At 75.0% G+C, this 26,244-nt stretch carries 24 protein-coding genes; 12 read left to right on the top strand and 12 right to left on the bottom strand.

Annotated elements, in window-relative coordinates:
• Nucleotides 1-60 precede the first annotated feature (60 nt).
• The gene (locus B446_RS19810; protein ID WP_020941218.1) at nt 61-1,173 is read right to left on the bottom strand and encodes a sensor histidine kinase; all 1,113 of its coding nucleotides are present in this window, start codon (nt 1,171-1,173) and stop codon (nt 61-63) included.
• Nucleotide 1,174: 1 nt separating this feature from the next.
• The gene (locus B446_RS19805; protein WP_020941217.1) at nt 1,175-1,942 is read right to left on the bottom strand and encodes a response regulator transcription factor; all 768 of its coding nucleotides are present in this window, start codon (nt 1,940-1,942) and stop codon (nt 1,175-1,177) included.
• 105 nt (nt 1,943-2,047) lie between these two features.
• Here B446_RS19805 and B446_RS19800 point away from each other — a divergent pair, with 105 nt between their 5' ends.
• The 3 genes from B446_RS19800 to B446_RS40970 all read left to right on the top strand — a co-directional run bounded on the left by B446_RS19800 (nt 2,048) and on the right by B446_RS40970 (nt 4,664).
• Nucleotides 2,048-2,746: a glycosyltransferase family 2 protein gene (locus tag B446_RS19800; RefSeq protein WP_020941216.1), complete on the top strand. Its 699-nt coding sequence runs from the start codon at nt 2,048-2,050 to the stop codon at nt 2,744-2,746.
• Between the two features lie 548 nt (nt 2,747-3,294).
• Entirely contained in the window at nt 3,295-3,906 is a 612-nt protein-coding gene (locus tag B446_RS40330; protein WP_020941215.1) for a TIGR04282 family arsenosugar biosynthesis glycosyltransferase, read from the top strand.
• On the top strand, nt 3,903-4,664 hold the full coding sequence (locus B446_RS40970) for a class I SAM-dependent methyltransferase (RefSeq protein ID WP_020941214.1): 762 nt from the start codon (nt 3,903-3,905) through the stop codon (nt 4,662-4,664). Before B446_RS40330 ends, B446_RS40970 begins: the two co-directional genes overlap by 4 nt.
• Nucleotides 4,665-5,016: 352 nt before the next feature.
• Here B446_RS40970 and B446_RS19785 read toward each other — a convergent pair whose 3' ends face one another.
• Entirely contained in the window at nt 5,017-6,270 is a 1,254-nt protein-coding gene (locus B446_RS19785; RefSeq protein WP_020941213.1) for a molybdopterin-dependent oxidoreductase, read from the bottom strand.
• 113 nt (nt 6,271-6,383) lie between these two features.
• Between B446_RS19785 and B446_RS19780 the strand changes: the two genes are divergently transcribed.
• From B446_RS19780 to B446_RS39945, 3 genes are all read left to right on the top strand, one after another.
• Entirely contained in the window at nt 6,384-7,718 is a 1,335-nt protein-coding gene (locus B446_RS19780; protein ID WP_020941212.1) for a hypothetical protein, read from the top strand.
• 143 nt (nt 7,719-7,861) lie between these two features.
• Nucleotides 7,862-8,335 carry a hypothetical protein gene (locus B446_RS39950; protein ID WP_020941211.1) on the top strand — a complete coding sequence of 158 codons (474 nt, stop codon included), beginning with the start codon at nt 7,862-7,864 and terminating at the stop codon, nt 8,333-8,335.
• On the top strand, nt 8,332-8,775 hold the full coding sequence (locus tag B446_RS39945; protein ID WP_020941210.1) for a transcriptional regulator: 444 nt from the start codon (nt 8,332-8,334) through the stop codon (nt 8,773-8,775). Before B446_RS39950 ends, B446_RS39945 begins: the two co-directional genes overlap by 4 nt.
• Here the strand turns inward: B446_RS39945 and B446_RS19765 are convergent.
• The 4 genes from B446_RS19765 to B446_RS19750 form a co-directional block, all read right to left on the bottom strand.
• Nucleotides 8,676-9,620 (bottom strand): MIP/aquaporin family protein, encoded by a 945-nt coding sequence (locus B446_RS19765; RefSeq protein WP_020941209.1) that lies wholly within the window; start codon nt 9,618-9,620, stop codon nt 8,676-8,678. The two genes, B446_RS39945 and B446_RS19765, sit on opposite strands and share 100 nt — an antisense overlap.
• A 119-nt stretch (nt 9,621-9,739) precedes the next feature.
• On the bottom strand, nt 9,740-10,405 hold the full coding sequence (locus tag B446_RS19760; protein WP_020941208.1) for an SDR family NAD(P)-dependent oxidoreductase: 666 nt from the start codon (nt 10,403-10,405) through the stop codon (nt 9,740-9,742).
• Between the two features lie 74 nt (nt 10,406-10,479).
• Nucleotides 10,480-11,193 carry a DUF4328 domain-containing protein gene (locus tag B446_RS19755; RefSeq protein WP_020941207.1) on the bottom strand — a complete coding sequence of 238 codons (714 nt, stop codon included), beginning with the start codon at nt 11,191-11,193 and terminating at the stop codon, nt 10,480-10,482.
• A 94-nt stretch (nt 11,194-11,287) separates the two neighbouring features.
• Nucleotides 11,288-11,974 (bottom strand): DUF6445 family protein, encoded by a 687-nt coding sequence (locus B446_RS19750; RefSeq protein ID WP_020941206.1) that lies wholly within the window; start codon nt 11,972-11,974, stop codon nt 11,288-11,290.
• A 249-nt stretch (nt 11,975-12,223) separates the two neighbouring features.
• Between B446_RS19750 and B446_RS19745 the strand changes: the two genes are divergently transcribed.
• The gene (locus tag B446_RS19745; protein ID WP_020941205.1) at nt 12,224-12,973 is read left to right on the top strand and encodes a DUF4142 domain-containing protein; all 750 of its coding nucleotides are present in this window, start codon (nt 12,224-12,226) and stop codon (nt 12,971-12,973) included.
• 15 nt (nt 12,974-12,988) lie between these two features.
• On the opposite strand, the gene B446_RS19740 is transcribed toward B446_RS19745, so the two are convergent.
• Together B446_RS19740 and B446_RS19735 are read right to left on the bottom strand one after the other, a co-directional pair.
• A complete protein-coding gene (locus B446_RS19740) occupies nt 12,989-14,635 on the bottom strand; it encodes an alpha-amylase family glycosyl hydrolase (RefSeq protein ID WP_020941204.1) in 1,647 nt (548 codons plus the stop codon).
• A gap of 106 nt (nt 14,636-14,741) precedes the next feature.
• Nucleotides 14,742-15,707: a nucleoside hydrolase gene (locus tag B446_RS19735; protein WP_020941203.1), complete on the bottom strand. Its 966-nt coding sequence runs from the start codon at nt 15,705-15,707 to the stop codon at nt 14,742-14,744.
• A gap of 223 nt (nt 15,708-15,930) precedes the next feature.
• Between B446_RS19735 and B446_RS19730 the strand changes: the two genes are divergently transcribed.
• On the top strand, nt 15,931-16,713 hold the full coding sequence (locus B446_RS19730) for a hypothetical protein (protein WP_020941202.1): 783 nt from the start codon (nt 15,931-15,933) through the stop codon (nt 16,711-16,713).
• Between the two features lie 142 nt (nt 16,714-16,855).
• Here the strand turns inward: B446_RS19730 and B446_RS19725 are convergent, their stop codons facing one another.
• Nucleotides 16,856-18,199: a helix-turn-helix domain-containing protein gene (locus B446_RS19725; protein WP_020941201.1), complete on the bottom strand. Its 1,344-nt coding sequence runs from the start codon at nt 18,197-18,199 to the stop codon at nt 16,856-16,858.
• A gap of 536 nt (nt 18,200-18,735) precedes the next feature.
• Here B446_RS19725 and B446_RS19720 point away from each other — a divergent pair.
• Nucleotides 18,736-19,977 carry an amidohydrolase gene (locus tag B446_RS19720; RefSeq protein ID WP_020941200.1) on the top strand — a complete coding sequence of 414 codons (1,242 nt, stop codon included), beginning with the start codon at nt 18,736-18,738 and terminating at the stop codon, nt 19,975-19,977.
• A 145-nt stretch (nt 19,978-20,122) separates the two neighbouring features.
• Nucleotides 20,123-22,090: a hypothetical protein gene (locus B446_RS19715; RefSeq protein WP_020941199.1), complete on the top strand. Its 1,968-nt coding sequence runs from the start codon at nt 20,123-20,125 to the stop codon at nt 22,088-22,090.
• Between the two features lie 29 nt (nt 22,091-22,119).
• Here the strand turns inward: B446_RS19715 and B446_RS19710 are convergent, their stop codons facing one another.
• Complete coding sequence (locus B446_RS19710) at nt 22,120-23,175, bottom strand: hypothetical protein (RefSeq protein ID WP_020941198.1); 1,056 nt, start codon at nt 23,173-23,175, stop codon at nt 22,120-22,122.
• A 63-nt stretch (nt 23,176-23,238) separates the two neighbouring features.
• On the bottom strand, nt 23,239-24,393 hold the full coding sequence (locus B446_RS19705) for a PP2C family protein-serine/threonine phosphatase (RefSeq protein WP_020941197.1): 1,155 nt from the start codon (nt 24,391-24,393) through the stop codon (nt 23,239-23,241).
• A gap of 144 nt (nt 24,394-24,537) precedes the next feature.
• Here B446_RS19705 and B446_RS19700 point away from each other — a divergent pair, with 144 nt between their 5' ends.
• Nucleotides 24,538-24,999 (top strand): hypothetical protein, encoded by a 462-nt coding sequence (locus B446_RS19700; RefSeq protein ID WP_020941196.1) that lies wholly within the window; start codon nt 24,538-24,540, stop codon nt 24,997-24,999.
• 163 nt (nt 25,000-25,162) lie between these two features.
• Entirely contained in the window at nt 25,163-26,134 is a 972-nt protein-coding gene (locus tag B446_RS19695; RefSeq protein ID WP_020941195.1) for a hypothetical protein, read from the top strand.
• The last annotated feature ends 110 nt before the right edge of the window (nt 26,135-26,244 follow it).

The following is a 26,244-nucleotide window of genomic DNA, read 5'->3' as shown; positions in this document are numbered from 1 at the left end:
AGACGTGAGACACCCCCTGCGCGGCTGCGCCGCGCTCGGGGACGGCCCACAGGGCGGGGCCTACCCGTCCGCCGGCGGCAGGGTCACCTCGAAGCGGCAGCCGCCCGGGATGTTCCGGACGGCCGCACGGCCCCGGTGCGCCTCCACGATGCCGCGGACGATCGCCAGTCCCAGGCCCGCGCCGGCGGGCGGGGTCCGGGCGTCGGTGCCGCGCCAGCCGGTGTCGAAGACGCGGGGCAGGTCCTCCTCGGGGATGCCGCCGCAGCCGTCGGACACCGAGAGCACCACGCCGTCGGGCGCCCGCTCGGCGGCGACCGCCACCGTGCCGTCGGCGGGCGTGCGGCGGATGGCGTTCACCAGCAGGTTGGCCAGGACCCGGCTCATCTCCTTGCCGTCGACCTCCACCGGCACCGGCTCCACCCGGTCGCCGACCAGCCGGACCCCGTGCTCACGGGCGAGCGGTCCCACCCCCGCGATGGCGTCGCCGACCAGGTCGTACAGCGAGACCCGGGCCGGGCTCAGGGGCAGGGTGCCGGCGTGGATGCGGGAGAGCTCGAAGAGGTCGCCCACCATGGCGTCGAGGCGTTCCACCTCGGTGCGCATCTGCTTGAGGTAGCGGTCGGGGTCGGCGGCCACCCCGTCCTCCAGCGCCTCCGACATGGCGCGCAGCCCGGCCAGCGGGGTGCGCAGGTCGTGCGAGATCCAGGCGACCAGCTCGCGGCGGGAGGTCTCCAGGGCCCGCTCGCGCTCCCGCGAGGCGGCGAGCCTGGCACTGGTGGCGGCCAGCTCGCGGCTGAGCGCGGCCAGTTCGGCGGTGGCCGGCGCGGCGGGCGCGGCGAAGGCGCCGCCGTCGCCGAAGTGGCGGGCGGCGTCGGCGAGTTCCCGGCTGCGGGCGACGACCCAGCGGCCCAGCAGCAGCGCGGTGACCAGGGAGACGACCGCCGCCATGGCCACGACGGCGGTGACCACCCGCAGGTCGTGCGCGGACAGGAACATCGCCCGGGCCACGGCCATCGTCCCGGCGAGCATGGCCACCACCCCGACGGCGGCCACCACCGCCAGCGACAGGGTGAGCGAGCGCCGGCGGATCAGGCGCAGCACGGCCGCTCCGGCGACGCCGGTGGCGGCGGCGCCGAGGAAGGCGTACAGGGCGATGAGGAGGGTGTCGCGCACGTCAGTCCGCCTCCGTCCCGGTGGCGTCGAAGCGGTAGCCGACGCCCCACACCGTCCGGATGAGCCGCGGCCGCGCCGGGTCGTCCTCGACCTTGCCGCGCAGCCGGCGCACATGGACGGTGACGGTCGACAGGTCGCCGAAGTCCCAGCCCCACACCTCCCGCATCAGCTCCTCCCGGGCGAACGCCCGCCCAGGATGCCGCAACAGGAACGCGAGCAGGTCGAACTCGCGCAGTGTGAGGGCCAGTTCGGTGCCGTTCTTGGTGGCGCGGCGGGCGGCCGGGTCGATACTCAGACCGGCCGCGCCGCACGGGCCGTGCGGGCCCCCCGGGTCCCGCGGCGCGGCGGGCCGGGCCCGGCGCAGCACCGAGTCCACCCGCAGCACCAGCTCGCGCGGGCTGAACGGCTTGGTGACGTAGTCGTCGGCGCCGACCTCGAGACCGAGGACGCGGTCCTCCTCGTCGCCGCGCGCGGTGAGCATGACGACCGGCACCGGCCCGTGCTCGCGCAGCCGCCGGCACACCTCCAGGCCGTCCATGCCGGGCAGCATCAGGTCCAGCACCACCAGGTCGGGCCGGTGCGCGGCGGCGCGCTCCAGGGCGGCCGGGCCGTCGGCGGCCCGGTCCACGGCGTATCCGGCGCGGTCCAGGTACCCGGCGACGACCTCGGCGACGGTCGGGTCGTCGTCCACGACGAGGACCCGGCCCCGCGCGCCCGGCCGCGGCCCGGGCTCCGGTCCGGTGTGCGGGGATGCGTACGGCTGCTGCATGACTCCACCCTGGCACCGCGCGGCCGTGGGGGCCCGGCCCCGGCGGTGGACGTCCGCGTTTCGTAAGCAGCGTGCGCCCGCTTTGTCACGATTGATGTTCGTAGGGTGAACGTCGTGACCACCTCATCGCCCCCACCCGGCGTCGACGTCGTGCTGCCCTGCCTGAACGAGGCCGGTGCCCTGCCCTGGGTCCTCGCCCGCGTCCCGGCCGGCTGGCGCGCCCTCGTCGTCGACAACGGCTCCACGGACGGCTCCGCCGACGTCGCGCGCTCCCTCGGCGCGACCGTCGTGCGCGAGGAGCGGCGCGGGTTCGGCGCCGCCTGCCACGCCGGGCTGCTGGCCGCCACCGCCGACGTGGTGTGCTTCTGCGACTGCGACGCCTCCCTCGACCCCGGCCGTCTGGTCCCCTTCGCCGAGGAGGTCCGGGCCGGCCGGGCCGACCTGGTGCTCGGCCGGCGCCGGCCGCTGACCCCGGGCGCCTGGCCGGTGCACGCCCGCGCCGGCAACCTCGCGCTCACCCGGCTGCTGCGCCGCCGCACCGGGCTGCGGCTGCACGACCTCGGCCCGCTGCGCGCCGCCCGCCGCGAGCCGCTGCTCGCCCTCGGCCTGACCGACCGGCGCAGCGGCTACCCCCTGCAGATGGTGGTCCGCGCGGCGGACGCGGGCTGGCGGGTGACCGAGCACGACGTGCCCTATCTGCCCCGCACGGGCGCGTCGAAGGTCACCGGTACCTGGCGGGGGACCTGGCAGGCGGTGCGGGACATGAGCGCGGTGCTGAAGGAGCCGCCCCTCCTCCGGACCTAGCCGTGGACGGCCCGGCCGGCTGCGGGCCGTTCCCCGGCCGCGCGGCGGTGGGGGCCGGCCGCGCAGTTCCCCGCGCCCCTAGGGGGCGGCAGCACAGCCCGGACTTCGGACTCCGGCCCGGAAAGGCCCACATGATCACCCCTCTCGTCACCGCCAAGGAACCCCGTCCGGGCGGACCTAGCCGTGGACGGCCCGGCCGGCTGAGGCCGTTCCCCGGCCGCGCGGCGGTGGGGGCCGGCCGCGCAGTTCCCCGCGCCCCTAGGGGGCGGCAGCACAGCCCCGGCTTCGGGCTCCGGCCCGGAAAGGCCCACATGATCACCCCTCTCGTCATCCCCAAGGAGCCGCGGCCCGGGCGGACCGGGCCGTGGACGGCCCGTCCGGCTGCGGGCCGTTCCCCGGCCGCGGGGCGGTGGCGGCCGGCCGCGCAGTTCCCCGCGCCCCTAGGGGGCGGCAGCACAGCCCCGGCTACGGGCTCCGGCCCGGAAAGGCCCACATCCAGGGGGCGGCAGCACAGCCCGGGCTTCGGGCTCCGGCTCAGAAAGGTTTACATGATCACCCTTCTCGTCATCGCCAAGGAACCCCGTCCCGGGCGGGTCAAGACGCGGCTGACCCCGCCGTTCAGTCCGGAGCAGGCCGCCGGACTCGCCGAGGCCGCGCTCGCCGACACGCTGCGGGCGGTGGCCGAGGCCCCGGCCACCCGCAGGGTGCTGGTGCTCGACGGCCGTCCGGGCCGCTGGCTGCCGCCCGGCTTCGACGTCGTACCGCAGTGCGCGGGCGGCCTCGACACCCGGCTCGCCGACGCGTTCGCCCGCTGCTCCGGGCCCGCCCTGCTGATCGGCATGGACACCCCGCAGGTCACCCCGGACCTGCTCACCGTCGACTTCAGGGACTGCGACGCCCTGTTCGGCCCGGCCGAGGACGGCGGCTTCTGGGCGCTGGGCCTGGCTCGCCCCGAACCCGGGCTGCTGCGGGGCGTGCCGATGTCGGCCCCGCAGACCGGGGCCGTGCAGCGGGAGCGTCTGGTGGCCGCGGGGCTGCGGGTGCGGGACCTGCCCCGGCTGCGGGACGTCGACACCGCCGACGACGCACGGGCGGTCGCCGCGCTCGCCCCGCACGGCGCCTTCGCCGCCCGGCTGGCCGGCTGCGCGGCCGGCCGGTGAGCGCCCCCGCCGTCCCGGCCGCGCCCGCCTGGGCCGCCTGCGACCCGTACGCCACGGCCCTGCGCACCGGCCGGGGCCCGCTGTTCCTGCAACGCGCCGACGGCTGGCTGCTGCCGCTGGAGGTGGAGCGCTGGTGCGCCGCCGCGGACGCCGTGGACCGGGCGGTGCTGGACCGCTGCGAGGGCGCCGTCCTGGACGTCGGCTGCGGGCCGGGCCGGCTGGTGGCGGAGCTCGCCGCCCGGGGCCGTACCGTCCTCGGCGTCGACGTCAGCGAGGCCGCCGTCGCCCGCACCGTGACCGTCGGCGGCCAGGCGCTGCGCCGCTCGGTGTTCGAGCCGCTGCCCGGCGAGGGCCGCTGGGGCACCGTGCTGCTGATGGACGGCAACATCGGCATCGGCGGCGACGTGCCCGCCCTGCTGCGCCGGATGGCCCGGCTGCTCGCGCCCGGCGGTCTGCTGATCGCCGAGACGGCGCCGCTGGACATCGAGGAGCGGACCGAGGTGCGGGTCGTCACCCCCGGCCGGGACCCCGTGGGCGAGCCGTTCCCCTGGGCGCGGGTCGGCACCCCCGCGCTGCTCCGGCACGCGGAGCGGCCCGGGTGGCGGGCGGCCGCTCAGTGGACGGCCGGCGGCCGCCGCTTCGTCGCCCTGCGCACCCGCGCCGCCAGCAGCAGCGCCGAGCCGCCGAAGAGCACGGCGGTAATCAGCAGCCAGCGGCCGAGGAACACGTCGGCCGACTGCCCCGTGGCGGAGCGGTAGCGCGGCCCCACCAGGTCCAGGACCAGCGGGGACCACACGAGCAGGAGCAGCCCCGACAGCAGGGCCGGCACCCGCACGTACGCCAGCCACGCCCGTCGCCCGGCCGCGTCGAGGCCGCGCACCACCGCCCGGTCCAGCACCGTGTACAGCGGCAGCAGGACGAGGTCGTGCAGCAGGGCGGCGCCCACGATCCACAGCGCCACCCCGAACGGGTCACCGGCCAGGAGCCGCACGGCGGCGTACCCGGCGAGCGCGAAGGAGCAGCCGAGCAGCAACAGCTGGAACGGGCTGCCGAGCGGGAGGCGGCGCGGCGTCACGGGACCCCGCGGCGACACGGAACTGCGCAGGGGCATCACAGGTCTCCGAAGGTCAGCCGGGCCACCCACTTGGTGTTGAGCACCCCGGGCGCCGCGGGCACGATGATCCGGGCCGGGTGGCCGTGGTCGGGGGACAGCTCCTCGCCGTTGACGTACAGGGCGAGCAGGGAGCGGCCGTCCGCCACCTGGTTCGCGCGCAGCGCCGCGTGGCGGAAGGCGCCGTGCCGTTGCAGGGACTCCACGAACAGGTCGGGCGGATCGCCGTCGTAGCCGACGAGCGCCGCGAGGTCGCGCAGCCGCACCCCGCGCCACCACTGGTCGGCGGTGGACCAGCCCTCCACGCAGGCGATCGGCAGCGAGGAGCTGTGCAGCGGCATCCGCAGCAGCTGGGCGCGGTCGAGCCGGACGGTGCCGGTACGCCCGGTGACCACGAGCCGCCACGCGTCCCGCCCCGTCTCCGCCGGGTCGATCCCGGCGTAGGCGGCGGTCTTGTTGATCTGGAAGCCGTTCGGGCCGCCGGCCGGGTCGGGCCCGCCGTGCGGGGCGAGCAGGGCGGTGCGGCGGAAGGGGCCGCCCAGGCTCTGCCCCACCGTGGTCAGGAACAGCAGCAGCGAGCCGCCGCCGACCAGGGCCAGCGCCCCGCGCCGGGAGACGGTGGGCGCGTCGGGACGCGTCGCGACCAGATCGTCCTCCTCCCGCACGCCTGCCTCCGGCACACCTCGCCGCCGCCGTACGGTGCGCACCGCGGCCGGTGCCTTCAGGACGGCGTGGGCCACGAACGCGGCGAAGAACACCCACGCCCCGTAGAAGTGCAGCGGATAGAAGGAGCCGGGGAAGACGTAGTCGAGCTGGACGTTGAGCACCCCGGTGGTGAACTCGAACAGGCCGCCCCCGACCAGCAGCAGCAGCGAGATCCGCTCCAGCGCGTGCGCGAGCGAGCGGGCCGGCGGCAGCGCGAACAGCCGGGGCACCACCGACCACAGCTTGGCCAGCAGCACCGGGACCAGGGTGATGCCGAGGGTGACGTGCAGGCCCTGGGTGAACCGGTACAGCCATACCGGACCGGTCGGCCACGGGAAGAGGTAGAAGCCGAGGATCCCCTTGCCGGGGGTCGTGTCGTTCACCGGGGACAGGTCCGGGTTGTAGGCCGCGTACGACAGCAGGCCGGTCACGAACAGCACCGTGACGCCGACGAGCAGGACGAGGCCGAGCACCGAGGTGAACCAGGGGCCGCGCAGGGGGCTGCGCCAGAACTCGGGTGAGACGGGAAGCCGGGGACGGTCGCGCATGCTTCGACCGTAGGCCGGAACGGGCCCGGTCGGCGGGGCGCGACCCATGACGAAACGCTGACGTCCGGCCCGGACGGCGGACCGTCCGGAGCCGGGCGGCCTAACGTGCCGACGTGACCCGCTCCCCACGCCGCGACCTGTACGCCGTCGGCGCCGCCGCCCTGCTCGTGGTGGCAGCCGTCCTGGTCGGCCGCCACATCCAGGACACCCGCCACGTCCTCTACGTGCACTGGCCGCCGCTGCTGGCCCGGTGGGACCCGCACATGGGCCCCGGCACCCCGGCCGCCGTCCTGCTCGCGGTGGCCGGCGTGGCCTACGGACCGTCCCTGGCCGCCCGCCTGACCTGGCCCGCGCTGCTCGTCACGGCCTGGGCCTCGGCCGCTGCCTGGATCCTCTCGCTCGCCCTCGTCGACGGCTGGCACCGGGGCCTCGCCGGCCGCCTCACCACCCGCGAGGAGTACCTGCGGGTCATCGGCCGCTTCCACGACATCCCCGCGACCCTGCGCGACTTCACCCACCACATCGTCGCCGGCACCCCCGACCCCTGGCCGGCCCACGTCGCCGGCCACCCGCCGGCCGCCACCCTCACCTTCGTCCTCCTCGACCGCGTCGGGCTGCGCGGCGGCGGCTGGGCCGGGATGTGGTGCGTGCTCACCGGTGCGACGGCCTGCGTGGCCGTCCTGGTCGCCGTGCGGGCCCTGGCGGACGAGGCGCCGGCCCGCCGGGCCGCGCCGTTCCTGGTGCTCACCCCGGCCGCCGTCTGGTTCGGTGTCTCGGCCGACGGCTGGTTCGCCGCGGTCGCCGCCTGGACGGTGGCGCTGCTCGCGCTCGCGGTCACCCGCCGCTCCCCGGTCCTGGCGGCGGCCTCCGGGCTGCTCCTCGGGCTGACCTGCTACCTGTCCTACGGTCTGACGCTCGTCGCGCTCCCGCTGCTCGCGGTCCTGCTGCTCGGCCGGGACGGGGTCCGGGCCCGCCCGGTGCTGCTCGCGGCCCTGCTCGCCGGACTGGCCGTCGTACCGGCCGCGTTCACGCTCGCCGGGTTCGACTGGTGGACGGCCTACCGCCTGCTGGTCACCCGCTACTTCCAGGGCGTCGGCGGCCGCCGGCCCTACGGCTACTGGGTGTGGGCCAACCTCGCCTGCACGGTGCTGATCACCGGACCGGCGACGGTGGCGGGCCTGCGCCGCACGTCCGTCGCGCTCGCCCGCGCCGGCACACCGCCGCGGGCCGCCCCCGCCCGGCCGGCCCTGCTCGTCGCGGCCGCGCTCCTGGCCCTGCTGATCGCCGACCTGTCGGGGATGAGCAAGGCCGAGACGGAGCGCATCTGGCTGCCGTTCGCGATGTGGCTGTTCCCGGCGTGCGCCTACCTCCCCCGTCCCCGTGCCTGGCTCGCCGCGCAGGCGGTCCTCGCCCTCCTCCTCAACCATCTGCTGCTGACCGGCTGGTGACGCTCCCACACATGTCGGCCCACCGTGGGGAAAGTACTTGCATTCGTGGAAAGTAGTGTCCAGGATGGCAACGAGCGGAACAGGGGCGGCCGACCACCACCCCCTTCGCGCACGAGACGCACCGGAATCACGGGGGTACGGCCATGAACGGCACGGGGGAACCGATGGACGCGACGGACGCGGCACGGGCCAGGGACGCCCTCGCGACCGCGTGCGCCGCGCGCACCGCGGCCCGCAGGGCGAGCGACGAACGCAACCGGCCGCGCGGCTACACCGTGGCCCAAGGGCTGGCCTTCGCGGCCGGCTTCACCGCCTTCGGGGTCACCGGCCGGCGGCCCGACTGGGCCGGCTGGCTGCTGCCCACCGGGCTGCTGAGCCTGGTCGCCTTCCTCGTCCTGGTCTGGCTCGGCGCCCACCACGGCGGCGTGACCCGCTGGTTCGGCCGGGACTGCCGACCCGGCCGCCCCGCCTGGCAGACCTGGCTGCTGCCCCTCGCTCCGGCCGCCGTGGGCCTGCTGGCCGCGATCCCGTACGGCGTGACCGGCTGGCTCGTCGGCTTCGGCCTCGCCGGCGGTGCGGACCACCTGCTGCGCGCCGCCCGGACGGGTACGGCGTGACGGCCGGCCCGGACGGTACGCCCCCCGCCCTGGACCGGGAGCTCCACCACCCCACCCGGCTCGCCCTGGCCGCCTATCTCTCCGGCTGCTCGGAGGCCGAGTTCGCGGTCCTGCGGGACTACTGCCAGGTGTCCGACTCGACGCTGAGCAAGACCCTTTCCGCGCTGGAGCGGACGGGTCATGTCAGTGTCCGCAAGGGCTACTTCGGCAAGCGGCCGCGCACCTGGGCCGCCCTCACGCTCAGCGGCCGCCGGGCACTCGCGGGCCACCTGGCGGCCCTGGAGGGGATCGCCTCGGCGGCCCGCCGAGCGGCGGCCGCGGCCGAGCCGGAGCGCTCAGGTCACTCGTCCTCCTCCAGCACCGGGCGGGACCGGCCCGGCTCGGGCAGTTCGGCCATCTCCGCGCGCACCACCAGCACGTCGCCGATGAACAGGTCGTAGATCAGGATGCCGACCACGGCGCCGACCAGCGGACCCACGATCGGGATCCACCAGTAGCCGCTGTACGAGCCGGCCACCGTGCCCGGGAAGGCCAGGCTGTCCCAGCCCAGCGCCCAGGTGAACAGCCGCGGCCCGAAGTCGCGGGCCGGGTTGATGGCGTAGCCCGCGTTCGCGCCGTACGACATGCCGATCGCGGCGACGACGAAGCCGACGATCAGCGGTGCGAGGTTGGCCTTCACGGCCTGGTTGCGCAGGTCGAGCACGGCGGCGATCAGCATCAGCAGGAAGGCCGTGCCGACGATCTGGTCGATCAGCGGACCCCAGATGCCGCCGTGGAAGTACGCGGCCGGGAAGGTCGCGAAGATGGAGAACGTGGCGTTGGTGTGCCCGTTCACCTTCGGTCCCGGCACCGCGGCGTCGAAGGCGTTGATCGCCTGGTGGTAGACCAGGTAGACCAGCGCCGCCCCGGCGAACGCGCCCACGATCTGCGCGAACCAGTAGGGCAGCACCTTCAGCCAGGGGAACCCTCGGCGCACGGCCATGGCCAGGGTCACCGCCGGGTTGATGTGGGCGCCGCTGACGCCTCCGGCCACGTACACGCCGAAGACCACGGCGAAGGCCCAGCCCCAGGTGATGAGCAGCCAGTCGCCCGCCGCGAGGAAGATCGTCGTGGGGGTGGCGGCACGGCCTGAACCGGGCAGTGCGGCGACCGCCATCGCGACCACGCCGCAGCCGAAGGAGATGAGGACGAAGGTCCCGAGGAACTCCGCCACGCACTCACCGAGCAGACCGCCCCGGCTTCTGAGCCGGGAGGGCTTGATGAGCGAAGGGATTTCGACAGCCATGGAGGCCCCCTTGAAGAGAGCAATGCGGCCAACATCACCATATTGGCCCACAAACGCCCATCACGCAGGGCGACCCGATCTCCACAGGGTGGCGGGGGCGGCCGGGGGCAGGCCGGGGGTCAGCCGTCCAGGTCGTCGGCGTAGTGCCGGTAGCCGCGCCGGTCCCGGTGCATCGCCCACAGGGTGTCCGCCAGCACGGAGGGGTCCTTGCGGACGTGCCCGGCCGTGATCGCGCCCGGGATCACCAGCTGCCCGACGTGGATCCCCTCGGGGGCCAGCCGGTCGTGCAGCAGATGGCCGTACGCGCTCTCCGCGGCGAACGCGATCGACGTCCCGGCCCGCTCGGGGTGCGGTACGGCGGCCGTCCCGCCGTTGACGAGCAGGACGGTGCCGCGCCCCAGCTCCCGCATCCCCGGCAGCACCTGCTGCACCGCCGCGACCGGCCCGTACACCGAGAACTCGATCGGCCCGAGCAGGTCCCGGTGCCGGGTCTCCAGCACGGGCCGCATGAAGTCCCGGTGCGGCACCGGGCTGTACTGCAGCACCTCGACGGTGCCGAGCGCGGCGGCGGCGTCCCGCAGCGCCGCGACCAGTTCCTCGGGCCGGCGCACGTCGGCGGCGAACCCCCGGGCGGTGACCCCTTCCCCGGCGAGGCCCGCCACCAGTTCGTCGAGGCGGTGCCGGTCCCGGGCGAGCAGGGCGACGGCGTACCCCTCCCGCCCGAACCGGCGGGCGACGGCGTACCCGAGACCGGGTCCGGCCCCGACGACGGCGAAGACGCTCATGCGGGAATCCTCGTCCCTCCGGCGGCCGGCCACCACCCGCAGGGACCCACCGGAACCCACCCGGCAGAGGACCCCTAGTCCTCGCCGCCCGGCCCCACGCGCTCCACGGCCGGGGCCGCGCCCTGCCGGATGCGCTCCAGCTGGGCGCCGGTGACGGCCCGCACGACGAACACACCGGCCACGGCGGCCCCGACGACGGCGGCGTCGGAGACCAGCAGCGGCCACACCTCGCCGTAGGCCCGGGCGATGACCTGGTCGGTGGAGTCGTTCTGGATCAGTCCGACCCCGCTGAACACGCCGACCAGCCACAGCCCCCACCACACGTTGACGCAGACGGGCAGCTTCCGCCCCGGCGCGGTGGTGCGGAAGGCGTCGGCCACGATCCCGCGCGGGAACCACAGGTTCACGACCGGCACGACCCAGCCGAGCAGCACCCAGATCCCGGCGTACTTCGGCCGCTGACCGGTCAGCGCACGCGCGTTGTCCCGCACCCGCCACAGCCAGGCGAGGAAGAACAGCGCGCACAGGAAGGCGACGACACCCCCGACCGAGGACACCCGGTGGTAGGAGTCCTCCAGCGCGGTCAGCGGCCGGTGCACCCCGTCGCCCTGGTCCGGCGGCCCGGAGCCGGGCTCCCCCGCGGCCGACAGCCGCACCTCCCACACCGCCCGCAGCACCCAGGCCAGCCCCGCGAGCGACAGCGCCCCGGCGGCCAGCCGCCCGGAGAGCCGGACGGGCCGCAGGGCGAGACCGGACGGTACGGCCGACTGACGTATCTCTTCGTTCACCTGGTCATCCTGGCGCACCCCCCGGCCCGGCTCGCCAGGGACACGCCAACAAGGCACGGGAGCCGCGGAGACTACAGCGAACTGCCGCTCCTGCTCAGGCCATCCAGAAGAAGACCGCCGTCATCCGCTTCTCCGCGAGTTCGGCTCCGTGGTAGCCGGTGGCGCTGTGCACGAGGTTGGCGTTGTAGAGGAGGAGGCGGTTGGCGCGGTGCGGGACGCGGACGTCCTCCTCGAAGGCGTCGGGGGTCACGTAGCGGGTGCCGAGGGCCTCGACGAGGTTGTTGTGGGGTGCCTGGACGACGTTGCCGCCGAGCCGGCCGCCGGGCAGGGACTGGCGGTAGAAGCTGGTGCCGCAGTCCTTGGGCACGTGCGGGTTGAGGTACAGCACGGCCGCGTACCGGCACAGCGCGCGGGAGTCGGTGTGCGGGCGCGGCTCGCTCTCGCCCGCACCGACGACCTGGACGCAGTTGTGGTTGAGGGTGCCGCCGCCGGGCGTTCGCTGCACCCACAGCTCCCGGGCGCCCGTCGCCTTCTTCACCAGCCGTTCGACCCGGGCGAGTTCACCGGGCTCCAGGCCGGGCATGGCCCGCAGTCCCGGCCAGGACTCGGAGGTGTAGGGGTGCCCCTTGACCCAGTCGTCCTTGGCCAGGCACCGCTCGCGCACCGCGTCGGCGTCCGGCAGGACGTCGTCCAGCACCCAGTAGTCGCGGCCCTTGGTGGGCTTGCGGTACGGCAGGACGGGCAGGGCCGCGGGCGTCCGCGGAGGTGGCTGCGGGGACATGCGGCGAATCTAGGCCCGCCCGTCGGCCGCTTCGCCCGGGGAACGGTCAACCTTTGACCAACGGCCGCCCAAAGGAGCGCCCCCCGTGAACCGCCCCTTGCCGGCGCGATCCGAAATCTTTACCCGCAGCACCGAGACGAACGGCTCCGCCGTCCGTACTGCTGTGCGTCCGAACCGCCTGGCGGCGGGATCCATGACCGGGCAGGAGGCACGGTGCGCTTTTCGCGGAATGCGACGGGAACCCTTTTCGTGGGCGGTGCGATGGCCCTTACCCTCGGCGCACTGGCCTACCCGAGCATGCTCGGGGTGAGCACCGTCTCGAGTTCACCGACGCGGGTCATCGCCAACACCCAGTGGGGGCCGCTGACGGAGTCGGACCGGGACTTCGTGGTGAAGGTGCGCGCGGCGGGGCTGTGGGAGTACCCGGTGGGCCAGATCGGCCTGCAGAAGGGCACGTCCAAGGGGGTGCTGGAGGCCAGCAAGCACCTGATCGACGGGCACGCGGCCCTGGACACCACCTGCCGCAAGATCGCGCCCATGCTGAACATCACGCTGCCCAACATCGCGAGCCCGCAACAGGAGGGCTTCGTCACCCAGTTGAAGGCGGACAGCGGCAAGCAGTTCGACACGGACTTCGCCAACATCCTGCGGATGACGCACGGCGCGATCTTCAACACGGTCGCGAAGATCCGGTCCACGACCAAGAACTCGCTGGTGCGGGCCCTGGCCGACCAGGCCAACGACACCGTGCTCGACCACATCACGGTGATGGAGAAGACCGGTCTGGTCGACTTCGACCAGACCCTCTTCCAGCAGACCACCCCGCCGAAGCTGCCCGACTCGGCGGTCACCCCGCCGCCCCCGCCCGCCGGCCAGCCCGAGGTGGTGCTCACCCCGCCGCCGAACGCCACGTCGACGCCGGTGAACATCGACGGGCTCACCGGCGCGGGCGGCGGCTCCGGGGGCGCGGCCCCCGCGCCGAGCCCGACCGCGCCGTAGAGACGTCCGTGCGGGTCAGGCCAGCCAGACCGTGGTGTCGGGCGGCAGGACGCCCGGCTCCGGGAGCGGGGTGCTGGCGAGCAGCACCTCGCCCGGGGGCAGGGCGACCGGCCGCGCGGCGCAGTTGGTGACGCACCGCCAGGCCTCGGTGCGGGCGAAGTCCAGTACCCCGGCCGGGGCATCCGGCGTCCAGGTCAGCGCCTCGCCCTCCAGCAGCTTGCGGCGCAGTCTGAGCGCGGTGCGGTACAGCTCCAGGGTGGAGCCCGCCGTGCCGGCCTGGGCCTCCACGGCGTACGCGGCGAACGACTCGGGCTGCGGCAGCCAGGCGGCCCCCGGGCCGAAGCCGTACGACGGGCCGGTCACCGTCCACGGCAGCGGCACCCGGCAGCCGTCGCGGCCCTTGCGGACATGCCCCGTCTGCTCCCAGATCGGGTCCTGGAGCACCGCGGTCGGCAGGTCGGCGACCTCGGGCAGCCCGAGCTCCTCGCCCTGGTAGAGGTACGACGACCCGGGCAGCGCCAGCATCAGCAGGGTCGCGGCCCGGGCCCGGCGCAGCCCCGCCTCCGCGTCGGCCTCCGGTGCCCGGCCGCCGGACAGCAGCCAGGCGTTCTCGTCGGTGCCGGCCGGCAGCACCAGGCGGGAGGCGTGGCGCACGACGTCGTGGTTGGAGAGCACCCAGGTGGCGGAGGCGCCGGCCGCGCGGGCCGTCTCCAGCGAGCCGGTGATCACCTCGCGCAGCTCTCCGGCGTCCCAGCGCGCCTGAAGGTACTCGAAGTTGAAGGCCTGCCCGAGTTCGTCCGGACGGGCGTACAGGGCGCGGCGGGCGTCGGGGACCCAGGCCTCGGCGACGGCGGTGCGGGGCGGGCTGTAGGAGTCGAAGATCTTGCGCCAGTCGCGGTAGATCTCGTGCACCTCGTCGCGGTCCCAGTACGGGTGGCTGCCGGGCGGGACCAGGGGCAGGGCGTCCTCGCCGGTGGCGCCGACGGAGCCGACGTCCCGGAGCGGTTCGGTGAGGTCCTTGGCCAGGCCGTGCGCGACGTCCACGCGGAAGCCGTCGACGCCCCGGTCGGACCAGAAGCGCAGGGTGGCCCGGAAGTCGGCGCGCACCTCGTCGTCGTCCCAGTTGAGGTCGGGCTGCTCGGGGGCGAAGAGGTGCAGGTACCACTCGCCGTCGGGGACCCGCCGCCAGGCGCTGCCGCCGAACACCGACTGCCAGTCCGTGGGAGGCAGCTCGCCGTGGGCGCCACGGCCCGGCCGGAAGACGTAGCGGTCGCGGGCGGCGGAGCCCGGCCCCGCCCGCAGGGCCTCCTGGAACCAGGGGTGCTGGTGCGAGGTGTGGTTCGGCACGAGGTCGACGACGACCTTCAGCCCGAGCCGGTGGGCCTCGGCGGCCATCGCGTCGAAGTCGTCCAGCGTGCCGAGGCGCGGGTCGACGTCCCGGTGATCGGCGACGTCGTAGCCGCCGTCGGCCAGCTCGGAGGGGTAGAAGGGGCTCAGCCAGAGGGCGTCGACGCCCAGCGTGGCGAGGTGGTTCAGGCGCTCGGTGACGCCCCTGAGGTCGCCGAGGCCGTCACCGTCGGCGTCGGCGAAACTGCGTGGATAGACCTGGTAGATGACGGCCTGGCGCCACCAGTCGGGGTTCCTGGACGAGAGGTCTGCCATGCGGGCTCCGTTCGGAAGAAAGTCCGTACGGAATCTGTCCACATCGCCTGGAAAGGGAACCTTCGGACGGGACCGTCGTCGGCACGGGACCCCGCCCCCGAGGGGATCAGCGCGCGACCGTCTCCAGGTACAGCTTCACGAAGCGGTCCACGTCCACGTCGAGTGCCACGTCCACGAGTGCCTGCTCCCGGGCTCCCTCGTGGATCTCGGACTCGCCGGGACGGGGACGCCGGTCGACGAGCGTCTGGCCGCGGGCCGGGCCCGGGGCCAGGGCGACCTCGACCGGCAGCCTGCGGGTGGTGATGCCGGCCAAATCGACGACCGCGCAGACCGCTCCCGCGTCCCCGAGCCCGCCCGCCTCCTCGACGTCCGGGTCGCCGCCCTGGGTGGTGGGCCGGTGCGCGAGCAGGTCGCCGGCCAGCCGCGTGCCGGGATCGGTGCTCGCGCGCAGCCGGTGCACGTCGGCGCCGGGCACGACGACCCGCAGGAAGACGTCCAGTCCGTACATCGTGATCGGCACGCCTGCCGTGAGCAGGACCGCCGCCGCCTCCGGGTCGTGCCAGACGTTGAACTCCGCCACCGGGGTGGCGTTCCCGGTCGCCACCGCGCCGCCCATGAACACGATCCGCTCGATGTTCCGGGTCACCTCCGGGTGGGTGCGCAGCAGGAGCGCGATGTTGGTGAGCGGGGCCGTCGGGATCAGCGTCACCGGGCGCGGGGCGGCCAGGATCTCCCGGCGCAGGAGGGTGACCGCGTCCACGTCGGCCGGGCGGCGGGCGGGGGCGGGCAGCCCGAGGTCGCCCATGCCGTCCGAGCCGTGCACGTGCCGGGCCGAGCGGGCCGGCTCGATCAGCGGGCGCTCGGCGCCCCGCGCCACCGGGATGCCGGGGGCGCCCGCGCGCTCCAGCACGGTCAGGGTGTTGCGGACCACCCCGTCGACGTCCGTGTTCCCGGCCACGCAGGTCACCGCCCTGAGGTCCAGGCCCGGGTGGCGTACGGCGAACAGCAGCGCGAGGGCGTCGTCGACGCCCGTGTCGCAGTCGATGATCACGGGGATGGGCTCACCGGTCACAGCGGACTCCTTCCGTCGGGTCGACCCTAGCCAGGTCCGTGGCGCGCTGCTTCGCGCCGTGCCGCCGGCGGTCGGCGAGCCGGGGTGGGGTGGGACGGGCCCCGGCGGGTCGGGGCGGGCCCTTTCCGGCGCTCACCCGGACGGCCCGGACCGCTGGTGGGCGGCTCCGGCCGGTGGTGCCGTGAGAGGAGGCACCCCACCGGCCCGCCCAGGAGGCACCTAGATGACCGCAGCGATACGCCCCCGCGCCGTCACCCTCGCCGCGCTCGCCACCGGCCTCCTGTCCCTCACCGGCTGCGCGACGCTCGGCCTCGAACACCCGCCGACCGCGCACCAGCCGCTGCCCACCGTCGACCCGGTGTCGCCCACGCCGAAGGCGTCCTCCCGGGCCGACGGGTCCACGCTCACCGACGACCAGGCCCGGGCCGCGCTCATCACGGAGTCGGACCTCGGCGCCCCGTGGGCCGCGACGCGCGGCGCGGCCACCTGGCGGGACGGACTGCTGAAGGCGAACACCTCGGTGGGGGACTGCCAACGGCTGCTCGACGCCCTCTACGCGGACGAACTCCTCGGCGCCCCCGCCCGCGTCGCGGTCGGCCTGGACGACGCCGACACCGACGCCCAGCTCCGCTACCAGATCGGCGCCCGCCGCCCGGCGGACGTGGACGCGGCGCTGGAGTGGCTGCGGACGATGCCGGTCGAGTGCGCCCGGTTCTCGGCCACCACGGAGACCGGACTGCAGGAGGACGTCCAGGTGGCCCAGGCCCCGCTGCCGGAGGTCGGGGACGCACGCGAGGGGCTGCACGTCACCGTCGCCACCATGACGTCCGGCGACGAGCCGGTCCGTCTGACGATGGACGTGGCCGCCGTACGCGTCGGCGACGACGCCTTCGCCTTCACCAACGCCGGCCTGGGAGACGTACCCAACGACGCCACCCAGGCCGCCGTCCAGATCGGCGCGCTGCGCCTGGCGGACGTCCGCAGACAGGGTCGGGCCCAGGTATGAGAAGGCTCCGCCCGAGCCGGCCCCGGAAGGACGGCCCAGGCGGAACGGTGGCGCGGCCGAGCCGGGCCCGGGGAAGGGCGGCTTGGGCGGGACGGTGGCGCGACCGAGCCGGGGCCGGGGAAGGACGGCTTGGGGGCCGGGCTCACAGCGGTGGCTGGGCCGGGGCCGGGCCCAGGGTGGTGGTGCCGGGGGCCGTGCGGTGGCCCAGGCCGGTGCGGTAGGCGTCGAGGGCCGCCTCCACCCGGCCCGTGCGGCGCAGCAGGTCGCCGAGGAGGCGGCACAGGTCGGCCAGGTCCCCGGCGGCGCCGGCCCGCTCCAGCAGGCTGAGCGCGCGGACGTAGTGCTCCTCGGCGGCCTCGGTGTCGCGGGCGTCCTCGGCGATGATGCCGAGCAGGCGGTGGGCGGCGGCCGCGTGGACGGCGCCGCGCTCGGAGGACAGGTCGCCGAGGACGCCGTTGAGCAGCTCGGCGGCCTCCGCCGACTTCTCCCGCCGGTGCAGGACGTCGGCGAGTTCCACGGCGGCCTGGCTTCGGTAGAGGGCGGCCCGGGTCTCCGAGAGCATGTCGAGGGCGAGGCGCAGCTCGGACTCGGCGCGCTCCAGCTCGCCGTCCTGGGCGCAGACGTAGCCGCGCATCCAGTGGCAGTTGGCGAGTTCGGTGCGCAGCCGGAGCTGGCGGTACAGCTCCGCCGCCTTGGCGAGGGACGCGTCCGCCTCGGCGACCCGGCCCTCGGCGAGCAGCGTGCGGGCGACCGACCGGTGCATCCGGGCGATCAGCGCCGGGTCCTCGGCCTGCGGGGCCAGCGCGAGCGCGAACTCGGCGGCCTGCGCGGCACGGGCGTGGGCGCCCATGTCCATGTAGGGCCCGATGGCGCTGGCGTAGAGCAGCAGCAGCGCGTCGGGGTCGTGCAGGCCGCCGCGGTTGAGCTCGTCGAGCGTGGACTCCAGGAGGTAGACGGCGTACCGGAGTTCACCGGCCAGGTAGTGGGAGACCGCACGGCCGCGCAGCGCCGGCACCCGGGAGGGCAGGGACTCCCCGGCCAGCCGCGCCTCGGCCCGCTCGAAGTGGTCGCGCGCCAGCCCCAGGTCGCCCGTCTCCAGGGAACAGTCGCCGAGCCCCAGCAGTGCCGTGGCCTGTTCGTGGGCGAGTCCGTGCCCCTCCGCCTCGGTGAGCAGCGCGGCGTACTGCGCGGCCGCCTCCTCCGCCCTGCCGTCGGCCAGGGCGCGCTGGGCCTCGGTGAGCCGCAGGCGCAGGCCGGTGGCGAGATGGGCGGGCCGTCCGACGGCCAGCTCCTCGTAGGCGACGCCGAGCCGGCCGGCGATGTGCCGCAGCGCCTCGTCGGAGGCGCGTGCCCGGCCGGCCTCCAGGGTGGAGATGTACGCGGGTGTGTAGGCGGGTTCCGCCAGTTGCCGCTGGGTGAGCCCGCGTTCGGTGCGCAACTGCTGCACCCGCCGCCCGATGACCTCCGGGTCGTCCCGTTCCCGCATCGCCGCGCTCCCCCAACTCCCTTGGAACCTCTTGCCGTTCACGTCCCGCAGCCCCTAGGTTAAACGGCGGATTAAGCATGCTTAACACGCCGCTTGTTGTTGCGAGGTCGCCGTGCCCGGACGTACATCCGAACCCTACGGACGCCCCGCCGCACGGTACTGGCGGGGCGTGGCCGCGGCCGTGCTGGCGGTCGCCGCGCTGATCACCGCGGCGAACGCGGGTCCGGCCCGCGCCGCGGACATCCCGCCGGGCCCCACCGCCGTCCAACGGTCCCAGCCATGACGCCCGCCGGGCAGGGCGCACGTCGGTGCCACAGCCGCACCGCCCACCTCGGTCCGGCCCCCGCACGCCCGGGCGCACACCGCCCGCACGGCGCACACCACGATCCCGCCGCACGCCGCGCCGCGCCGTCCGCAGGAGACACACCGCACGCCGAGGCGCTGGAGCGGCTCGCCGAGGAACACGCCTCCGACAGGAAGCACACCCCCCGGCGCAACCCCGTTGCCCCGCACCCCCCTTGCCCTACTCTTGCCGCGTGACCTCTGCCGCGGCGCGTACCGCTCTGGAACTCACCTCCGCACTGCCGGTCCCCGACCTCGAGGACTTCTACCGGGACCTGCACCGCCACCCCGAGCTGTCCCTGCGCGAGCACCGCACCGCAGGGAAGCTGGCCGGGCGGCTGCGGGCGGCCGGGTTCGAGACGGCCGAGGGGGTCGGCGGCACCGGGGTCGCGGGCGTGCTGCGGCGCGGCGACGGGCCGACCGTGCTGCTGCGCGCCGACATGGACGCGCTGCCGGTGCGGGAGGAGACCGGGCTGCCGTACGCCTCCGCCACGGACGGGGTGATGCACGCCTGCGGGCACGACCTGCACGTCACCTGGCTGGCGGGCGCCGCCGGGGCACTTGCCGCCGGCCGGGACACCTGGAACGGCACCCTGCTGGTGGTGGGGCAGCCCGCCGAGGAGACCGGGCAGGGCGCGCGGCGCATGGTCGAGGACGGGCTGTACGAGCGCTTCGGGCGCCCCGACGTCCTGCTGGGGCAGCACGCGGCACCGGGCCCGACGGGCCTGTACCCGCACGCGCCCGGCCTGATCATGTCGGCGTCGACCGACGTGGACATCGTGGTGCACGGCCGGGGCGGCCACGGCTCCCGGCCGGAGGCCACCGTCGACCCGGTGGTGACCGCCGCCCACCTGGTCGTCCGGCTGCAGACGGTCGTCTCCCGCGAACTGGCCGCCCGCGAGGCGGCGGTGCTGACCGTGGGCCGTATCGAGGCGGGCACGCGGCACAACATCATCCCCACCGAGGCCCGGATCGCGCTGAACCTGCGCACCCAGTCCGAGGAGGTGCGCACCCGGATGCTGGCCGCGATCCGGCGCATCGCCCGTGGCGAGTGCCTGGCCGCCGGCTGCCCGAGCGAACCCACCGTCACCGTCGGCAGCACCTTCCCGGTCACCGTCAACGACGCGGGCACCGACGCCACGGTGGCCGCCGTGCACGGCGAGGTGTTCGGCGCGGGCACCGTGTTCGACCCGGGCCCGGCGATGGGCAGCGAGGACTTCCCGCAGCTCGCGCTCGGCTCGATCCCGTACTCGTACTGGTTCGTCACCACCACCCCGGCCGACGTCTGGGAGCAGGCGCCCGGGGAGGCGCTGCCGGAGAAGTTCGCGGCGGTGCCGAGCAACCACAGCCCGCGCTTCGCGCCCGATCTGTCCACGGTGGTCCCGGGGGTACGGACCCTGGTCTCGGGGGCGCTCGCTTTTTTGTCAGTGGCATGACCTAGTCTTCCGCCCTAGTCTTCACCCACCCGCCACACACGGCGCACAGGGGATCCACAACACCGCCGTACGCGTGGCGACGCCTTCTTCCTCGTGCTTTCTTCTGTCTTCCTCATTCGTTCCGGGGGTTCGAATCAGCGTGCGTATGCGCACCGTCACCACCGCCACGGCCCTGGCGGTCCTCCTCAGTTCGGCGGCCCTGACCGCCGCTCCGGCGTTCGCCGACACCAGCAAGGCCCTGCCGGTCAAGTCGGCCGGTGACGTCGTGGCCGACGGGACCCACCACAAGGTCTTCGTCAGCGATCCCGCCAACGGCAAGATCGTCGTCACCGACTACAGCGGCACGGTCGTCAAGCAGCTCACCTCGCTGCCGGGCGTCACCGACCTCGCGCTGTCGTCCGACTCGGACACGCTCTACGCGGCCGTGCCCCGAAGCGGCGCGATCGTCGCCTTCGACACGGTCACCGGGACCGAGACCGCGCGCTGGTCCGTGGGCCCGAACCCCGTGTACCTGACCGTCATGGACGGCCGGCTGTGGTTCGGCTACGGCGACGCCGGGTCAGGCGGCAACATCGGCTCGGTCGACCTCACCGATCCCGAGCACAAGATCTCCCTGGCCCTGGACACCGAGACCTCGTGGTTCTCCGCGCCGATGCTGAGCGGCGCGGCGGGCGTGCTGGTCGCCGGCATGCCCGAGCAGAGCCCGTCCGAGATGGCCGTGTACGACGCCTCGTCCGGCACGCTCACCCGCACCGCCTACGGCAGCGTGGAGGGCAGCGGCCTGAAGGAGCTGGCCGTCACCCCGGACGGCAAGGACGTCGTGGTGGCCAACTCGTACCCCTACTACCAGGGCGTCTACAAGACGGCGGATCTGACCGCCGACGGCCAGTACCCGGCCAACGCCTACCCGGACGCGGTGGACATCGCCCCGGACGGCTCGGTCGCCGCCGGCATCTCCGGCTCCTACGAACCGGACGTCTACGTCTTCAAGCCGGGTTCGCACACCTCGGTGCGCGAGTACGACTTCCCGTCCACCAGCACCGGCGGCAACGCCGACCTGCTCGCCGCCGGCGCCCTCGCCTGGGCCCCCGACGGCTCCCGGCTGTTCGCGGTGACGTCCAACGAGGACGGTGCCTACCGCCTGCGCGTCCTGGACGCCCCCACCAAGGCGGCCACCGTCGTCAAGGTCGACGCCCCCGCCGACGCGACCCGCGCCCACAAGCTCACCGTCAAGGGCAAGGTGACCTCGAAGGTCGCCCTGCCGGCCGGCGCCAGGCTCACCGTCACCCGCACCGACCTGGACTCCCCGAAGGGCGAGGCGCTGCCCTCGGTCACCGCCAAGGCGGACGGGACCTTCTCCTTCACCGACACCCCGCCAGCCGGGGGCAGGGTGACGTACACCGTCGCGTCCGCGGGCGACGCCGACCACGCCGCGGGCTCCGGCTCCGACTCCGTCACCGTCTCCCGCGCCAAGCCCGCGCTCACGGTCGGCAACAACGGCAAGGTGTACGCGTACGGCAAGGACGTGAAGTTCACGGCCCACCTCGGCACGACGTACAAGAACCGCACGGTGGAGCTCTGGGCCGACCCCTTCGGCTCCGACAAGCCGAACAAGCTGGTGAAGTCCGGCAAGGTCGATTCGTCCGGCAACCTGTCGGTCACCCTGGAGCTGAAGCGGGACACCAAGGTCACCGCGAAGTTCGCCGGCGACTCCCGCTACCAGCCGCGGTCCGCCACCAGCACGGCCGGCGCCAGGGTCAGCGTGTCCACGTCGGTCTCCGGCCACTACAAGGCCAAGAACGCCTGGGGCCACACGTACTACTTCTTCCACAAGAACAAGAACCCGATGTTCACCACGAAGATGCCGTACTACCCGCACCGCGCGCAGCGCTTCGACTTCCAGGTGTACTACCAGGGCAAGTGGTATCCCGGTGACTCGCAGTACTTCGCGCTCGGCACCGACGGCCGCTCCCGGGTGCAGGTGACCGGCAACCACGCCGAGGACGTCGGCTGGCGGTTCCGGACGCGCTCGGACTACATCAACGGCTCGTCGGGGGACACGGTGAACTCCACGACGTACGGCGCCTGGAAGTACTTCACCTTCACCGGCTGAGACCGCCGGCCGCATCCGGCCCAGCGGCCCTAGCGGGCCTGGAGCTGCCGCAGGTGCCGCTGGACGTTCTCCAGTGCGCCCTGCCGGCGGCCCGGCACGCGCAGTCTCAACTCCGCGAGCGCGGGCCCGAGTTCACGGGCCCGCGCCGCGTCGTGGATGGCCCCCCACTGGTGGTGCGCCCGGTCGGCCGCCGCCTCCACGGCGGGCGCGTCCGGCGCCTGCCCCGCCGCCAGCCGCACCCGGGCCACGTCCAGCCAGGCCCGGCAGCTGCGCGCCGCGTCCCCCGCGAACATCGCCAGGTCGGCCCGTACCTCCGCCCAGTGCAGGGCGTCGTCGGAGGCCGGGCCGCCCGCGCGTACCGCGGCCTGCTCGTGCCGGGCGGCGAGCGCGTCCGCTTCGGCGTGCCGGCCGGCGCTCACGGCGGCGCTGATGGCGGCGTGCGGATCGCTCGGCGCGGGCGGCCGCGCGGTGAGCACGATGTTCGTCGCCACCTCGTCCGCGATCCGGGCCAGCGCCTGCCGGTGCAGCTCCGCCAGCGGCGGCCGGTGCCCGCTGCGCAGCAGCGTCGCCACCGTCCTCATGTACGACGGCTCGGCCAGGCCCCAGCGGCCGGCCGGGGGCGCGATACGGCCGTAGACCTCGGTGGTGCGGCCCGAGTCCAGCGGCCGTCCCGCCAGGTGCCGCCAGGTCTCCGCGTCCGTGTGCAGGTCGAGGAGGAGCGCCGTGGCGCCCGCCGGGCGCAGCCGCAGCTCCTCCCTGATCCAGTGCCAGGGCAGCGCCGTGTAGCGGACGGTGGAGGGGGTGGTGCGGGCCAGCGCGAGGTGGGGCAGGCGCTGGCGGCGGTCCAGGTGGAGCTGACCGGTGACGTACACGGTGAGCGGTCCGGGCGCGGCCGCGGCGGCGCGCAGCCGGGTCAGGACGGCCTGCGGCTCCAGCGGGTCGGCGAGTTCGACCACGTTCGCGGTGTCGGTGCCCGACAGTATGGCGGGGGCCACCGCGGCCAGCACGGGCAGCACACCCGCCGCGTCCACCAGACGTCCCCGGCCCAGCGGCGAGGCCGCGAGCAGCAGCACGGTTCCGGGCATCGTCCCTCCCCTGTGGATCGCCTACAGCGAGCACCGTAGCCGCTGCCGCCGCGAAGGCGCTTCTCAGGACGGCGAACGTCCCCCTACGGGGGCTTCGCGCACCGTCCGCCGCACGGCGAACACGGTGGTGTCGTCGCCGAGGTGGCCGCGGCTGTGCCGGAGCACACCGTCGCGGACCCGGCGCACCAGCCGCCGCGGCTCCGCCCGGCGCGGGTCGGCCTCGACCGCCCGGGCCACCTCACGGGCCAGCGGGTAGAACGTCCCGGCGCCGTCCCGGGCCTCGGTCACCCCGTCGGTCACCAGCAGCAGGGTCTCCGCGCGCTCCAGCGGCACCCGGTGCAGGTGCGGGCCGTCGCCCACGAGGTCGCCGTAGCCGAGGGGCAGGCCGTCGCCGCTCGGCAGGGCGCGGACGCCGTGCGGGCCGACGGCGAGCGGCGGCTCGTGCCCGAAGTTGACGAGTTCGACCGTGTCCGGGTCCTCCGGCGGGAAGCCCAGCAGGACCGCGGTGGCGAAGCGGTCGCCGTCGTCCCTGCCGAGGGCGGAGGTGTGCGTGCGGTGCCGGAACATGCGCACCTCGAGCCGCTCCGCGACGGTCCTGAGGTCCGCCTCGTGGTAGCCGGCCTCCCGGAAGGTGCCGAGCAGCGCCGCGGCCACCTCCACCGCGCCCAGTCCCTTGCCCTGGACGTCCCCGAAAAGGACCCGGGTGCCGTGCGGGCCGGGCTGGATGTCGTAGAAGTCGCCGCCGACCCGGGCCTCGACGTCCGCCGCCAGGTACACGCCCGCGTGCTCCAGGCCCGCCCAGCGCGGCGGCAGCGGGCGCAGCACGGTGCGCCGGGTGGTCTCGGCGATGTCCCGCATGTGCAGCATCTGCCGTTCGTGGCGCACCCGCACGACGGAGGCCAGCGTGGCCAGCACACCGCCGAGCGCCACGAGGACGAAGTCGGCCAGTCCGGCCTGGTACTCACCGGGCCAGGCGCTGTCCACGAGGACGTACGTCACCACCGCCACCAGCGCGTACCCGGCGGTCGTCCACACCCCGCAGATCGCGGCGGCCGTGCCCGGGACCAGGACGATCCACGAGATGACGCGGAACCGCTCGGTGGTGTTGAAGTCCACGAGGGCGATGCCCACGAGCAGCAGCAGGGGCGGCACCCAGGCCACGCTCCGCCCGCGGGCCCGCAGCAGCTGCCTCCGGGCGCGGTACTCGACCTCGGTCACGGCGGGCGGCCCTCCATGCCCCTCAGGCAAACACGGGAACGTGACGGCCGCATCCGGGCACCCGTCACCCTCCTGGCCGACTTGCCAGGCCGTCCCCCCAGGTGTGCCCTGGAACCGGGGGCGAGGAGAGAGAGGAGTGCTCTCATGGCTCAAGCGGCACCCGCGCCGGGCGGAACGCCCCGCACCACCCGTCCGGCCGTGACCACCGGCCCCCCACCGAACGTCTTCGACGCGCGCGTCCACCGGATCGGCCGGCTGGTCGCCCCGGTCCTGCTGGGCCTGGTCTACGGCTACTGGGCGGCGGCCAACCGCCGCAGCGGCGGTCCCGTCACCGGCTGGAACCTGCTGTTCGGCTTCGTCACGGCGCTCGTGTTCGCGGTGGTGCTGATGGCGCTCCTGGCCTTCGCCCCACGGCTGCGCCGGGAACTGCGCGCCCTGGCCTGGGCCGCCTTCTACGGCTGCGCGTTCGGGTTCCTGTACAGCCAGGCCGGCGAGTCGGTCATCAGGTCGATCGGCATGTCGCTGGTGGTCGCCGGGGTCGCCTTCGCCGTGCTCTTCTACCGCTACTACACGCACGAGGACGCGACCGGGCACCGCGTCGGCTGAACGCGCGGCGCCCCTCGGGGCCCCGGCCGGACAGCGGCCGGGGCCCCCGCACGTCCGGGCGCTCTTCCCGGGGTGGCCCTCCGTACGGCCGTCCGGTCCCGCGATTCCCCCGAACGCGGGCGCCCCGCTCGCGCACCGGCCCCCGGGGCCCTTGGCTGGAAAGGTGTCCCCACGTGTCAGGAACGCCCTGTCGGCCGTACTGATCGTCCTGGCCTGCCTCCTCGTGCCGTTCGGCGCGCTGGCCGCCTGGGCGTCGTACGGACTCGCCGACACGGGCCGGTACGTCACCACGATGGCGCCGCTCGCCGCCGACCCCGACGTGCGGGAGGCGGTCGCGGAGACGGTCGGGGACGGCATCCTGCGCGAGGTGGACCAGAAGGTCGACGTGCGCCCGCTGCGCGGCTCGGTCGCCCCGTTCGTGCACGACGCGGTGCGCTCCTTCACCCAGACCCGCGCCTTCCGGCTCGCCTGGGACACCGGCAACCGGGTCACCCATGACGCGATCCTGCGCGCGCTGCGCGACGAGGACCCGGCCGACGACGCGGCCGGCCGGCCGGTCACCGTCGACCTCGCGCCGGTCACCGCGCAGGTCAAACGGCAGCTCACCCACGACCACATCCCGCTGGCCGCGCGCATCCCGGTGGAGCACACCGCGGTCCCGGTGCTCCAGGCGGCCGAGGTCGCCCCGCTGAGGAAGGGGTTCCAGGTGCTCGAGGTCGCCGGCTTCTGGCTGCCGGTCGCGGCCGGCGTCTTCGCCGTCGCGGGCATCGCGCTGGCCGTCCGCCGCCGCCGCGCCGTCACCGCGACCGCGCTGGGCACGGCCCTCGGCGGCGCGCTGCTCGGCGTCGCCCTGACCGTCGGCCGCAGCCTCACCCTCTCCGGCCTGCCCGCCGACGTCCCCCACCCGGCCGCGGGCGCGGTCTACGACGCGCTGACCGCCACCCTGCGGACGGTCTCCTGGCTGCTGCTCGCCCTGGGCCTGACCGTGGCCCTCACCACCTGGCTCACCCGGCGCCTGCGCCCGCACCGCACCGCCCGGTACCCGCACCGGACCCCTCCGGAGCCGGCACCGGAGCCGCCGGCGACCCCGTCCCCCCAGAACCAGCCCCAGCCGTCCACCCCGGCCCAGACCTGAGCGACACGGACCGGTCCCCGGGAGGGCCGCCCCGACAACGGGCCACCGCCCGGTATCCCCGCGCCGCCGTCCCCCTCCCCACTGAACCGACGACGCACGAGACGCCGAGC

It is taken from the genome of Streptomyces collinus Tu 365 (assembly GCF_000444875.1).
Taxonomy (GTDB): Bacteria; Actinomycetota; Actinomycetes; order Streptomycetales; family Streptomycetaceae; genus Streptomyces; species Streptomyces collinus_A.
This window is presented reverse-complemented; position numbering and strand designations above follow the sequence as displayed.